We start from the raw sequence: 14,036 nt of genomic DNA, 5'->3' as shown, positions 1-14,036 counted from the left end.
CATTGCTCATCTACTTTACTTGTTCAATGAAGATTACTCTTCCATTCTAATTTACTATTCAACTAAAGTAAAGGATTATTAACAGTAAAATGAAAATGCTTTATAATAGAAATATATTTACTTTTCTTAATCGAGGGAAGATATACATGAGTAAAATTAAGAAACATTTACAAGAAGAATTTGAAGATTGGGAAAGAGAACAACTGAAACAGCTACACAGTTTAAATGCTGCTTGGCGTCATTTAATTCTGAATGTTTTAGCATATCTTTCAATTTCTATCATTGAATATTTTTTAGCTGAAATTAGTAACTCTCAAACTTTACGTGCTGATGCTTTTAATAATATTTCTGGAATCGTATCTACAATGTTATTAATGATAGGAATTCACATTGCTAGAGACATTGATGACGATGACATTGCTGGAATGGCTCCCTTGCCTAAATTGAATATGTCGCAAAGAGGAAATGATCAAAGAGTTCAATTTACACGTTTCCGATATGAAACAGTCTTTACCCTTGTAACTGGAGTTGTTATGATTGGGATTGCCATCAGTGTTATCTCCACTGGTATCATTAATCTTTGGAAACCAGATAAACGTGTCATTCCTGAACCAATTGCTCTTGTTGGGGCTGGTATCGCTACTGTAATCATGTTAATTGTTTGGTATCTTAATCGCAGAGCTGGTAGAAAATTGCAAAATGCAGCTTTAAGTGCTTCTGCTCAAGATAGTTTAAGCGATGCTTTTACTAGTATTGGTACTCTAATCTCTATTTCCGGTGCTTTAATATTTAAGATCACCTGGCTTGATGGTGCTACTAGTATTTTAGTTGGTTTATTCATTTTATATTCTGGGTTTAAAATCTTTATGGATAGCAGTCTTAATTTAGTAGATTATTTTGATCCGGAAGTTGAAGAAGAATATCGAAATGTTGTTTTAAGCGTTCCAGGTGTAGCTCATCTTTCTGAACTGAAGGCGCACTATAATGGTAATATTGTTAGTTTGGATATTGTTGTTATGGTTAATGCTAAAATGTCCGTTTTAGATAGTTATCGTATTGCAGAAAATATTGAAAGAATTATGCATCATAGATTTGGAATTATGGATACTGATGTTGCTTTTATTCCTGATCCGAGTTCAATTGATGACGATGAAATTAAGGATAAATTTTAAAAAGAGTTTAAATTGATTACTTCAATTTGAACTTTTTTTCTTTAGGTGGCAAATACTTGCTACTAATCTTATCTACATGTTAAGATAATGTGCATTATTCTTTAGTAAAAGGTGTGATTAAAATTGGATAATGAAAAAGCTCTGGAACAAAAAAGAGTAGATGATGTAATGAATGAAATTCAAAAGCAATTAGATGCTACTCAAATTGAATATGATAAAGCTCACAAGGAAACTACTTCGGTTGAAAGAAATTATGTTCAAAACGCTAGAGTCAATACATATGAAGTTGATGATCAAATGGAAACAAACGCCGAAATTCAACAACAAAAGAACTTAGTTGCAAAAACGATTGAAAACGAAACAATTTTAAAGAAACAATTATCTACTCTAAAAATTCTACAAGATTCTGCTTACTTCGGTAGAATTGATATTCATGAGAACGGAGAAGAAGATTCCGAAACTCTTTATATCGGAACATCTTCATTAGTAGATGAAGATCAAGATTTTCTCATCTATGATTGGCGTGCCCCTATTTCTTCTATTTACTACAATGGTACACTTGGCCCTGTATCCTATGAAACACCTATGGGAGAACAATTTGCTGAATTAAAAAAGAAACGTCAATTTACTATAAAAAAAGGTGTCATTACTAATATGTTTGACACTAATGAAACAATTGGTGATGAAATTTTACAGAGTGTTTTGGGAGAACATTCTGACGAATACATGCGTAATATCGTTGCTACTATTCAGGCTGAACAAAATGATATTATCCGCGATGTTAAACATGACTTGCTTCTAGTTCAAGGAGTTGCGGGTTCTGGAAAAACTTCTGCTATCTTGCAAAGAATTGCTTTTCTTTTATATCACAGTCGTGACAAACTTAACGCTGAACAAATTGTGCTTTTCTCACCTAATCTTTTATTCAGTCACTATATTTCTGAAGTGTTGCCTAGTTTAGGTGAGAAAAACATGCGCCAAATTACTTTGGCAGAATTTCTTAATAATCGTTTTGAGGGATTACAAGTTGAAAGTCTCTTTGATAAATATGAAAAGAAGATCACTTCTTCTAAAAAAACAAATTCAATTGAAAGTATTAAGGAAGATCCACAATTTATGCATACAGTTGAAGAATATGTCCAAAATGTTAGCTCATCCCAACTAAGATTTACTGATATTATGCTAGATTCCGAGATTTTCTTTAGTCATAATGAAATTCATGATATCTATTCCCAACTTCCACAGGCTATGAAACCTAGTCAAAAATTTGCTGAAACTAAAAACTTACTTATTAAACAATTAAACAGAAAAATTAAAGAAAATGCTCAAGCTGATTGGGTTCGTAGTGAAATCGAAAACTTATCAGATGAAGAATACTATGATTTACTTGGTACTAAAAGACGTCATGCCTTTCAAGCAATTGATGATGAAGAATTTTACATTGGTAGAAAAATCGTAAAAAAATGCTTTGCCCCCGTATATGACGCTTTATATAACAATTATTTTATTGACTACTATGCTCAATATTCTGATTTTTTAGCCAATAAATTACCAGAAGCTGTTGACCTTTTTAATCAAAATTTGGAGTTTCATAAAATAGATTTAGTTGATGCTGCTCCTCTGTTATATTTACGTGATTTACTAACAGGTAGTGGACGTAATCAAGCTATTGCACATCTATTCATTGATGAGATGCAAGATTACACATTGCCACAATTAATGTATTTAAAGTATATTTTTCCTAATGCTAAACTCACTCTTTTAGGTGATAGTGAACAAGCATTGTTCAATGAGTTTAGAACACCACAAGAGTTACTAGATTACTTTAACAAACATCTCAACGTCAAAAAATCGCGTATCATCAAGTTAAATAAAAGTTATCGTTCAACACAACAAATAACCAATTTTATGAAAGCTTTATTACCAGATGGCAATGAAATTCAAGCTTTTACACGCCAAGGTAAAAAACCTGAATTAATTATCGCTTCTAAAGAAAATGGATTACATGCATTAAAACTTGAATTAAAGCAACGTGACTTAAGTTCCCCGGTTGCTTTAATAACTAAAAACCAATCTGAAAGTGACTTCTTATATCAAAAACTTCGTAAAAGTTTCGATTCTGTCACCTTACTAGAAGATAAAGACCGTTCATTGCCTAAGGGTATCGTTATTCTACCAATTTATCTTGCTAAAGGATTGGAATTTGATGATGTTATAGCTTATGATATTTCACATGATAATTATTCTGGAATAAATGATACTGGAATTTTATACACAATTTGTTCTCGCGCGATGCACAGACTAACTTTAATTTCATGTGGAAAGCCATCATCTTTAATTATGAGTATTCCATCTGATTTATACACTACTAAGTCAACCGTTACTTTATAATCTTTACTGTAACAAATTATGCTTGCCAAAAATAGTATAATATAATATACTATTTTGGTAAGTCTGATGCCACTTTAGCTCAGTAGGTAGAGCATCACCATGGTAAGGTGGGGGTCACCGGTTCAAGCCCGGTAAGTGGCTCTTATGATTAATTGAATATGATAATGTACCAGTCTTTTATTGACTGGTATTTTTTTACAAAAAAATACAGTAGCTCACAATTGAACTACTGCACTTAACTATTTTTACATATGTTCTAGTCTATCAATTCGCTTTTCAATTGGTGGATGTGTGTCAAAAAGATGTGTCCATGAGCCATCTTTAAACGGATTAGCGATATACATCGAAGCGCTACTTGGATCTGCATTTTGCATTGGTTCACTCATAGAAATTTTTCTTAAAGCATTTATCAAACCTTGAGGATTTCTAGTAAGTTCAACAGCCGATGCATCAGCTAAATATTCTCTATTTCTTGATAGTGCCATTTGAGCCATAGATGCCGCTAACGGTCCTAAGATAATTGCTAAAACTGATAATAATAGCATTATAACTTGACCAGCATTACCATTATCTCTATCATCGCGTCTACCTCCACCCCACCACATCGCGTTCATTCCCATATTTGCTAAGAATGAAATTACAGAGGCAAGAGCCAAAGCATATGTTTGTAATCTAATATCATAATTTCTAATATGAGAAACTTCATGTGCCATTACACCTTCTAATTCCTCACGATTAAGTCTTTGTAGAATCCCAGTTGTTGCCGCCACTGCCGCATGTTCAGGATCAGGCCCGGTAGCAAAAGCATTAGGACTAGGATCGTCAATGATAAATACCCTAGGCATCGGTACTTTGCCAACCATTGCCATATCTTCTACAATATGCCATAATTCAGGAGCTTGCTGCTCGGTTATTTCCTGAGCATTATTCATACTCATTACTACATCTGTTGATTGACCTAAAATCACGAACATATAAACTATGCCGACAACAACTGCAATAATAATACCCGTTTGAGCACTTCCCATAAAGGCGTATCCAATCGCTGCCCCTATTAGTCCGGCTAAAAATACAAAGCCCGCCATTACTAGAACAGTTTTGCGTTTATTTTTTGCTATCTGTTGATATAACATTTAACTACCTCTTAAAAAGATACCTTTGGTGCTTCCTTTTCTTCAGCAGGAATTTCCAAGTAATTTACCTTTGTAAAATGATGCATCTTCGCAACTACATTAGAAGGGAAAGTTAGTAACTTTTGATTGTATACAGCTGCACTACTATTAAATAATTGTCGTGAATAAGCAATTTTATTTTCAGTATTTGTTAACTCTTCTTGTAATTGAGTGAAGTTTTGACTAGCTTTTAAATCTGGATAATTTTCAGCTAAAGCAAAAATAGATTTTAAAGAGTCTGTCAACTGATTAGATAATTCCATTTTCTTTTGTGGATCAACGTCTGCTGGCAGTGCCACCATTTGATTTCTTAATTCTACAACTTTAGACAATGTTTCTCTTTCATGTTTTGCATATCCTTTTGTAGTTTCTACAAGATTAGGAATCAAATCATTTCTTCTCTTCAATTGAACATCAATTTGACTCCACGATTCATCGGTATTTACTTTTGCACGTTGTAATCCGTTGTACATTGATATATATACAGCAACAACAATTACAATCAATGCTATTACGATTATTAAGCCCATTTAAATTCCTCCATATCATATTATTTAACTATTATTTTAACAAAAAATATATTCCCATCAAATAATTTTAACTAAGCTTAGTACTTTTTTACAAAAATATTACAATTCTATCAAATTACTTCCTGTTTCTTTGAGATAGACATTATAAGTACTATCATCAAATAAAACAAATTCCACTAAATCAAAGTCTCCAGGATTATCTTGGACATATTCTTTAACAACTTGAAATGCAATTTTAGTAGCCTCAACAACTGGATATCCATAAATTCCTGTTGAAATAGCTGGAAATGCAATTTTTCTAATATTACATTTTTGGGCTAAATGTAGACTATTTCTATAACAAGCAGCTAGGAGTTGGGATTCATCAGTATTGCCACCTTTCCAAATAGGCCCAACGGTATGAATAACATATTCCACAGGTAAATTATATCCTGATGTAATTTTAGCTTGTCCAACTTCACAGCCATTTAGTTGGCGACATTCTTTTAATAATAATGGCCCGGCTACGTGATGAATAGCACCGTCAACACCTCCACCACCTAGTAAACTAGTATTAGCAGCATTAACGATTGCATCAACATTATCAACTTTTGTTATATCTGCTTTCAATAATCTAATCTTTGTTTTATTATCTACATGATTTAAATTTAATAAAATCTTTTCACGCAAATTTTCAATTTTTCTTTTTAACTCTTCATAATTATACTTTCCAATTAACCTATCATAATAGGCACTTGTCTGAGCCAAATTAATATAGGTTAAGGCGCCCATATCATCAGGAACAACCCCTGCGCCTTGGTGGTAACAGAGTGCCAATCTATAATAAATATCCGAACGAATATCAAGATCTTTTGGCCCTAATTGTTCTTCTGATATTTGATAATATTTAAATTGCTAGTAATTTATTTTTTTCTACAAAATCACCATAAAAATATGCATCTCCTACTTTATAACTACCATTACTATTTCCATCTAATGATGCTTGGACAAAATAATAAAATGCCTTTTCACTATCTTTTACACCAGTTCTTCCATAAGCATAAATATAACCTAAATTACAGGCTGCTTGACTATTTCCAAGTTGCGCCGCATCCTCATAATATTCTTTAGCTATTTCATAATCTCCTCGACGATAAGCTTGTACTCCTAAGTTCAATAAATTAATTGATAATTCTTCATCATCTACCGATTCACGCTTTAACTTATCTTCAGCTAATTTATTTTCTAATTTTCTAAAATCTGTTAACTTACATTTACGAATAATCTTTTTTATTTTATCTAAAGGATATGGAACAGTGTGTATAGTATATTTTTCTACTTTTACCACCTGTGCTATTTTTTCATGCCCATCAATACCAACCGGCACAACTACTAAATCTAAAGGCTTTATTTCTTCATCATCTGTTAGATAATAATAACTTTTCCCATTTTCTTCAAAAATAACACGACAATAAATATAATTTTCTATTGTTTCACTCACAATAATCACCCCAAACGCTCGATTATACAAAAAAAGTCAGAGAATTACTTTCTCTGACTTATGCGGCAGTATTCATATGAATAAGTTGATGCAGTTCACATCTACATCAAGCAAGTACGTTACAATCCGGTAACATCTGTACTCTGCCTTAATGAAAATAATCACTAGTCGCCGCAGCGAAACAACAAAATGTTGTCTGATTCTTCTCGACTCATCGCATCTACTTTATACTAACCTATATTAGATTAAAAATCAAATTTAAACTAACTTCTTATCCATTCGATGATGTGGCATTTCTGCATCTAGAAATCCTTCACCTACAACCTCATATCCAAGTTTTTTATAAAAAGCTTGCGCTGTATCCTGAGCACCTAATGTTAAATATGGCACCTTTGCTTTTCTCGCATCTTCCTCAATATTACGAAGTAAACTTGAACTATATCCTTTTCCACGACTATCTTTTAAGGTCGCTACTCTTTGAATATGCCAAACTCCATCATCTTCTATTTTCACTCTCGCACAAGTCACAAAATTACCATCTACATATCCACAGTAATACTTTGGACCTTCTTCACCTTCAATTTCTATTTCGATAGGAACACCTTGTTCCTTAACAAAAACATCTTCTCTAATAATTAAACTATCTCGATAAACTTGTGAATCTAACTTATTAGAATTTTTTACTTCAAACATAATTTACCTCTGATTATTCTTGAATTTACTTATTATAAAAACTATAATGAACATGTAGTTAGATATATAATATATTACACTAACTTAGCTATCGTGAAAAGAGGCGACAAGTATGGCTCAAAAGTTGAGTAAGGAAGAACGTAAAGCTATGGCTCGTAAGGCTATGGAAGCCCGTGCTAAGAATCCTAACAAGTCATCACATGGTTCTGGCTTTGCTAAGATCGACGCTGATGCTAAAAGCTTGCGCGATTAATTAATCTTATTACGATTGCAAACAAAAAAGATGAGCGGTTCGCCCATCTTTTTTATTATCTCGCAAATTGACTATTATATAGGTCTGCATAAAAACCATCTTTTTCCATTAAGGTATCATGATTTCCTGTTTCTACAATAGATCCATGATTCATTACAATAATATTATCTGCATCTCTAATTGTTGAAAGTCTATGTGCAACTACAAAACTTGTTCTTCCAGCTAACAATTTTTCCATTGCTTGTTGAATTAGAATTTCCGTACGCGTATCAACAGAACTAGTTGCTTCGTCTAAAATCAAAATTTCAGGATTAGCTAAAAACGCTCTAGCTATTGTTATCAATTGTCTTTGTCCTTGTGATATATTAGATGCTTCTTCATTTAGGATAGTTTGATATCCGTCTGGTAACTGTCTAACAAACGTATCAACATGAGCTGCCTTAGCTGCTGCAATAATTTCTTCTTCCGTAGCTTGCTCATTTCCATATTTTATATTGTCATAAATTGTACCCGTAAATAACCAAGTATCTTGTAATACCATTGAAAAATGAGATCTAATTTCTTCTCTCGACATACTTCTAGTATCTTGTCCATCAAGTTTTATACTACCACCATTAATATCGTAAAAACGTTCTAATAAGTTAATTAACGTTGTCTTCCCTGCACCTGTAGGACCAACAATTGCCACTTTTTCACCTGGACTAACATTCAAGTTAAAATCTTTCATCAATTGTTTATCAGAAGTATATCCAAAGTTCACATGATTAAAACTAATTTTATACTTACCTTGGCTACCATCATTGTTATCTTTTAGATTAGTGTCCATTTCAGCTTCATCTAAAATTTCAAAGATTCGTTCTGCAGAAGCTACTGTTGCCTGAATCGTGTTGGCTATATTAGCAATTTGTGTAATTGGTTGAGTAAATTGGTTTACATATTGCAAAAATGCTTGAACATTTCCTAATGTAACAGTTCCATTAGCGACTTGTATTCCACCTACTATTGCAACGAAAACATAGCCAATATTTTTTACCATATTCATCAATGGCATTATCAAACCAGAGATAAATTGCGCCTTCCATGAACTTTTATAATATCTTTTATTTTCAGCTTCAAATTCTTCAATTGTACTTTTTTCTTTATTAAAAGTTTTAACAACTGTGTGTCCGGCATAATTTTCTTCTACATAATTATTTAACAATCCTAAACTCTTTTGTTGTGCAACAAAATATTTTTGTGAACGGGGAGCTACCAATGAAACAACGGTTAAGCCTAGCGGAATTGTAATACAAGCAATTAAAGTTAGTTTCCAACTAATAGATAGCATCATGAAGAAGACCCCTACAAATGTTACTGTACTTGTTACAAGTTGGGCCAAATTTTGTTGCAAAGTTCCCGCTATATTATCCATATCATTAACAGCTCTAGACATGATATCTCCATTAGAATGAGTATCGTAGTATGAAACTGGCAGATACCGCATCTTAGATTTCATTGCCTTTCTAAGTCGATAAACTACCTTCTGAGAAATATTAGCCATCATTAGCTGCTGTATAAAAGATAAAGCTGCTGAAGCTAGGTATAAAACTGCTACCGTCATTAAAATTCGTTTAATGGCTGCAAAATCAATTGGATATTTTCCGATACTTTGTCCACTTGCTAAGCCTTTTTTTATTCCAATATAGATTTCAGTCGTCGCTCCACCTAAGATCTTAGGAGTTATAATTTGAAAAATTACAGACCCAATCGCAAATATAAATACTAATACAAAAGCCCATTTCCAAGGCCCCATAAATCCTACTAAGCGTTTTACGGTTCCCCAAAAATCCTTTGCACCTTCCGCTTTTGGTCCTTTCATTCTACCGCCATGTCTTTGCATTAGATTGCAGCTCCTTTCATCTGTGATTCAACAATTTCTTGGTAAGTAGTATTATCAGCTAATAATTCCTTATGTGTGCCTTGTCCTACTACCTTGCCTTCATCTAAAACAACAATATGATCTGCACCAGTAACTGTTGAAATTCTTTGAGCTACAATAACTATAATTGCTTTGCTAATTCTCTCATCTTGACGTAGTGCTAAACGTAATTTAGCATCTGTTTTAAAGTCTAATGCAGAAAAAGAATCATCAAATACATAAATTGAAGCAGGTTTGATAATTGCACGTGCAATTGCTAATCTCTGCTTTTGACCACCAGAAAAATTATCCCCGCCTTGTTCAACAACAGCATCTAATCCATCTGGTAAGTCTGAAATGAAATCTTTAGCTTGAGCTATTTCTAGAGCTTTCCACATGTCTTCTTCAGTTGCTTCAGGATTTCCAATTAGTAAGTTCGAACGAATAGTTCCTTTAAAAAGTACTGCTTTTTGTTGAACGAACGCTACCTTGTCATGCAAATCATGTAAGCTATATTTTCGTACATCATTTCCATCAATCAATACTTCTCCTGAATTTACATCGTATAGTCGAGGAATAAGATTAATTAATGTAGATTTACCAGATCCTGTCCCACCAATAATAGCTAATGTTTCTCCAGCTTTTACATCTACAGATAAATTATCCAATGCTAAATCTTCTGCACCACGATATCTAAATGATACATTCTTAAATTCTAGACTTGCTTGTATTTTATTACTGTCACGACCTATTTCTGATTCTGCGTCATTAATTGAATTTTCTATCTCTAAAACAGCATTAATACGTTTAGCAGCTGCTTCCGCTCTTGGTACCAATACAAAAATCATTGATAGCATCATAAAGCTAAATAAAATCATTGAGGCATAAGTCATGAAAGCTACTAAATTACCTACTTGCATTTCATGGTTAGCTATTAACTTAGCTCCAAACCAAATAATTCCCATATTTGTTACATTCAAAACTAAGGTCATAATAGGAAACATTAAGGAAACAATGCTGAAAACTTTAATCCCTGTTTCTGTATAATCTTTATTAGCTCTATCAAATCTTTCCTGTTCAAACTTATCTTGTCTAAAAGCTCTAATTACTCTTACACCAGTTAATCCTTCACGAAAGATTAAATTAATTCTATCGATTTGTTTTTGTAATTTTTGAAATAACGGCACTGCAAAATACATAGCACATCCAATAGCGATTAGTAATATTGGAATAGATACTAAGAATATGCTAGTTAGACGTTTTTCATTAAAATATGCCATTACACTTGCACCAATTAGCATTAAAGGTGCCATAATCATCATTCTCAACATCATTATTGTAACGTTTTGAATTTGTATAACATCATTCGTCGTCCTAGTAATTAATGATGAAGAACCAAATTTATCCATTTCATAATTTCCAAAGGATAAAACTTTTTTAAATATCTTTCCTCTTAATCTGGCACCCATTTTTTGTGCTTGAGTAGAAGCAAAATATACATTTCCTGCTGCTGCAAAAATGCCGACTAAAGTCAGGCCCAGCATTTGAAGACCTATTTGCCAAATATATCCTACATTTCCTTTAGCTACTCCGTTATTTATTAAGTTAGATGTCAAATTAGGTAAGCTTAAATCACACACCACTTGAAATCCTAAAAAGATAGTAGCAGTAATAATTGCCCACCAATCTAAATTTCGTCGCATCAACTTTACCATTTTGTTCCTCTTTTCTATTTATTATTTAGAAAAACCATACTCAATAAACTCTAATTTGTGTAAATATTCTTGCTTTTTTTCTTCAATATCTATTTTAGGAATGTCTGATTCATGCTTCATTTGCAAGAATGTATCGGTTATTACTATGATAAATGGGGTAATTAAAATTCTGATAAACATATCAAAGTCACTTCGACTTTTTATTTTTAATTTTTCTTTATCTATCATTTTATATATAACATCAAAATCTTGTTTCACATTCCAACCATGCTTACTATTATCCTTGGATTTAACTTCCTTTTGTCTAAAATCCTTCATAAAACTTGCTTGTAATAGATAGTAATAAAAATTAGAATATTCTCCTCCTAGTACTTCATGAATCTGTTTTGGAAAGACTATTTTTACAGTCGTAAAAATATCTCCATTTTGTTCATCTAATTCTTTAAAAAAGTCATCCCTAAAGTTTTGCATAATTTTTTGAGTAATATAGAGATATAGATCTCTTTTATCTTCAAAATATTGATAAAAACTTCCCCGAGGGATTTTGGCTAATTTTATAACTTCATTAATTGAAGAATCGTTATAGTTATGACTCGAGAATACCTTAATTGCCGCTTGAATTATGCGATTCTGCTTTTCTTTATCAATTCCAAAAAATGTTTCTTTTGGCATAAAATCTCCCCTATTCCTTGCGTAAAGCTTCTACTGGATCTAGCTTAGATGCTCTATTGGATGGTAAAATTCCGGCAATCATACTGATAACAACACTAATAACTATTCCAGCTATTGCATATTTAGTAGTCATGGAAACAACACTTACTTCGAAAGCCGCTTTCGTAAAGTTATTAATGAAGAAACCTAGAACATAAGTTACAACTACGCCAATTGCTCCTGATGTAATTCCAATTAAAAATGCCTCAGAAGCAAATATTCTTCTAATATCTTTTCTTCTAGCACCTAGAGCTTTAAGTACACCTATTTCTTTTGTACGTTCAACTACAGAAATATTTAAAACTACCAATATCATAATTGCTGAAACCACTAATGAAACAGCAGCGATAGCAGTTAATACCCAAGTAATAATATTCAACATTTTCGTAAACATTTCCGTCATTTGTTCTTGCATTGAACCTGTATAACCAAGATCTTTTACTTTGTCCTTAATCATCTTAGTGTTGTCTTTGTTAGCTGTATGTAGATATACTACATTTGGCAATAATTTTTCTTGGTTTGTCTTATATAGGTCTTGTAAACCTGCATAAGTAAAGAAAACTGTACTTGAACTTTGACTTTGTGATTCATATAAACCTGTTACTTTAAAGTTTTGTGTAATTGTCTTTTCACCTATCTTCAAAGTCAAAGTAACCTCTTTATCTAAAATATTCTTTCCTAGTAAATCTGCAGTAGCTCTATCTAACATTATTTCATGATTATTCTTAGGAGCTTTTCCTTCTACAATGCTTGATTTAGAAATACTATCAGACATTGTTTGCAACATCATTAAACTAGCTTGCTTATTATTATATTTAACTGTATTAGTTCCTAGTGAAAATGAACTATAACCTTTTTGATATCTATCTACATGTTTTATCTTACTTAACTTTTCTATATCCTTTTTTGTAAAACCTGTATTAGTTCCTGACCCCGTTAAAGCAGCCATATTCTCTTGCTGTTGTTTAGCTATCTCTTCACGACTCATATTTTGTGGATTTTTTGTCGTTTGTTGAGTACTACTCTTCTTATGAACTTCAGTAATATTAGGGTTAGTATATGACTTCATAGTACTACTTACATAGCTTGTTACACCTTTACCTAAAGCTAACATCAATACTACTGACATGATCCCTATACTAGACCCAAGTGCTACTAGTAAATTTCTTCCTAACTTGGCTTTCATATTTAGAAATGCTAGCTTAATTGCTTTCCACATACTCATATTCTTTACTTTAATATCTTCACGAGTATTTTCTGTGTATTCCAAATCTAATTGTTGCTCATCTGAGATTAACTCACCATTATCTATTCTCAAAACTCGACTACAATGAGAGGCTACCTTGTCAGAATGGGTTACCATTAAAACTAATTTACCTTCTTCTGCAATTTCTCTAATCATATCGAGAATGGTATCTGTCGTTTCTGCATCCAAAGCTCCTGTAGGTTCATCAGCAATAATTACATCAGGATCATTAACCAATGCACGTGCAATAGCTACACGCTGTTTTTGCCCACCAGAAATTTGATCTGGTTTTTTATACATGTGTTTTTCTAATCCAACTTTGCGTAATAATTCTTTAGCACGTTTTTTTCTAAAATCTTCACTTACATTTGATAATGTCATCGCCATTGAAACATTATCTATTAGATTTAAATGTGAGATTAAATTAAAGTTCTGAAAAATAAATCCTATACTCTTTTTATGATAGTCAACTAATTCTTGAGTTGAAAAATTACGTAAATTCTTTCCTTCATAAATAATTTCTCCACCAAAATCAGAATCTAATCCACCAATTGCATTCATTAAAGTAGATTTACCTGACCCTGATTCACCAACGATCGCCACCAGTTCTCCAGCTTCAAAACTTGCACTAATTCCTCGCAAAGCTTCAAAGGTTCCTCCACCAGCCATCTTATATATCTTAGTAACATTTTTTAATTCCATTACTGGCATTTTTTTCAATCCTTTCAGATTTATTATGACAAGTTGTCATATGACACATTGTCATAATATCATTT

The 14,036-nt window shown here is 32.4% G+C and carries 12 protein-coding genes and 1 tRNA gene; 4 read left to right on the top strand and 9 right to left on the bottom strand.

From position 1 onward, the window contains the following. Nucleotides 1–146 precede the first annotated feature (146 nt). From OZJ21_RS08915 to OZJ21_RS08905, 3 genes are all read left to right on the top strand, one after another. Nucleotides 147–1,172 carry a cation diffusion facilitator family transporter gene (locus OZJ21_RS08915; RefSeq protein ID WP_268857702.1) on the top strand — a complete coding sequence of 342 codons (1,026 nt, stop codon included), beginning with the start codon at nt 147–149 and terminating at the stop codon, nt 1,170–1,172. Nucleotides 1,173–1,295: 123 nt separating this feature from the next. After that, nucleotides 1,296–3,563 (top strand): RNA polymerase recycling motor HelD, encoded by a 2,268-nt coding sequence (gene helD, locus OZJ21_RS08910; protein ID WP_268857701.1) that lies wholly within the window; start codon nt 1,296–1,298, stop codon nt 3,561–3,563. 68 nt (nt 3,564–3,631) lie between these two features. Beyond that, a tRNA-Thr gene (locus OZJ21_RS08905) sits at nt 3,632–3,704 on the top strand. Nucleotides 3,705–3,808: 104 nt separating this feature from the next. On the opposite strand, the gene htpX is transcribed toward OZJ21_RS08905, so the two are convergent. The 5 genes from htpX to OZJ21_RS08880 all read right to left on the bottom strand — a co-directional run bounded on the left by htpX (nt 3,809) and on the right by OZJ21_RS08880 (nt 7,438). Further along, a complete protein-coding gene (gene htpX, locus OZJ21_RS08900) occupies nt 3,809–4,696 on the bottom strand; it encodes a zinc metalloprotease HtpX (RefSeq protein WP_003699683.1) in 888 nt (295 codons plus the stop codon). Nucleotides 4,697–4,707: 11 nt separating this feature from the next. Continuing rightward, nucleotides 4,708–5,265, bottom strand: a complete 558-nt coding sequence (locus tag OZJ21_RS08895) for a LemA family protein (RefSeq protein ID WP_003699684.1) — start codon at nt 5,263–5,265, stop codon at nt 4,708–4,710. A 99-nt stretch (nt 5,266–5,364) separates the two neighbouring features. Further along, complete coding sequence (locus OZJ21_RS08890; protein WP_442916314.1) at nt 5,365–5,883, bottom strand: O-acetyl-ADP-ribose deacetylase; 519 nt, start codon at nt 5,881–5,883, stop codon at nt 5,365–5,367. A 268-nt stretch (nt 5,884–6,151) separates the two neighbouring features. Then, the gene (locus OZJ21_RS08885) at nt 6,152–6,745 is read right to left on the bottom strand and encodes a tetratricopeptide repeat protein (RefSeq protein WP_268857699.1); all 594 of its coding nucleotides are present in this window, start codon (nt 6,743–6,745) and stop codon (nt 6,152–6,154) included. Between the two features lie 258 nt (nt 6,746–7,003). Beyond that, on the bottom strand, nt 7,004–7,438 hold the full coding sequence (locus tag OZJ21_RS08880; RefSeq protein WP_268857698.1) for a GNAT family N-acetyltransferase: 435 nt from the start codon (nt 7,436–7,438) through the stop codon (nt 7,004–7,006). Between the two features lie 112 nt (nt 7,439–7,550). Here OZJ21_RS08880 and OZJ21_RS08875 point away from each other — a divergent pair, with 112 nt between their 5' ends. Next, a complete protein-coding gene (locus tag OZJ21_RS08875) occupies nt 7,551–7,691 on the top strand; it encodes a hypothetical protein (RefSeq protein ID WP_003699688.1) in 141 nt (46 codons plus the stop codon). Nucleotides 7,692–7,746: 55 nt separating this feature from the next. Here the strand turns inward: OZJ21_RS08875 and OZJ21_RS08870 are convergent, their stop codons facing one another. Genes OZJ21_RS08870 through OZJ21_RS08855 form a run of 4 tightly spaced genes read right to left on the bottom strand, consistent with a single transcriptional unit; the run spans nt 7,747 to nt 13,971 of the window. Continuing rightward, nucleotides 7,747–9,570: an ABC transporter ATP-binding protein gene (locus tag OZJ21_RS08870; protein ID WP_268857697.1), complete on the bottom strand. Its 1,824-nt coding sequence runs from the start codon at nt 9,568–9,570 to the stop codon at nt 7,747–7,749. Beyond that, nucleotides 9,570–11,303, bottom strand: a complete 1,734-nt coding sequence (locus OZJ21_RS08865; protein WP_081540523.1) for an ABC transporter ATP-binding protein — start codon at nt 11,301–11,303, stop codon at nt 9,570–9,572. The genes OZJ21_RS08870 and OZJ21_RS08865 overlap by 1 nt, the downstream gene beginning before the upstream one ends. Nucleotides 11,304–11,324: 21 nt before the next feature. After that, nucleotides 11,325–11,975: a TetR family transcriptional regulator gene (locus OZJ21_RS08860; protein WP_081540522.1), complete on the bottom strand. Its 651-nt coding sequence runs from the start codon at nt 11,973–11,975 to the stop codon at nt 11,325–11,327. A gap of 10 nt (nt 11,976–11,985) precedes the next feature. Next, entirely contained in the window at nt 11,986–13,971 is a 1,986-nt protein-coding gene (locus OZJ21_RS08855; RefSeq protein ID WP_268857696.1) for an ABC transporter ATP-binding protein/permease, read from the bottom strand. Between the last annotated feature and the right edge of the window lie 65 nt (nt 13,972–14,036).

Source organism: Ligilactobacillus sp. UO.C109, from assembly GCF_026847815.1.
Lineage (GTDB): Bacteria > Bacillota > Bacilli > Lactobacillales > Lactobacillaceae > Ligilactobacillus > Ligilactobacillus salivarius.
Note: the sequence above shows the minus strand (reverse complement) of the source record. Positions and strands in the feature narration are given on the sequence as shown.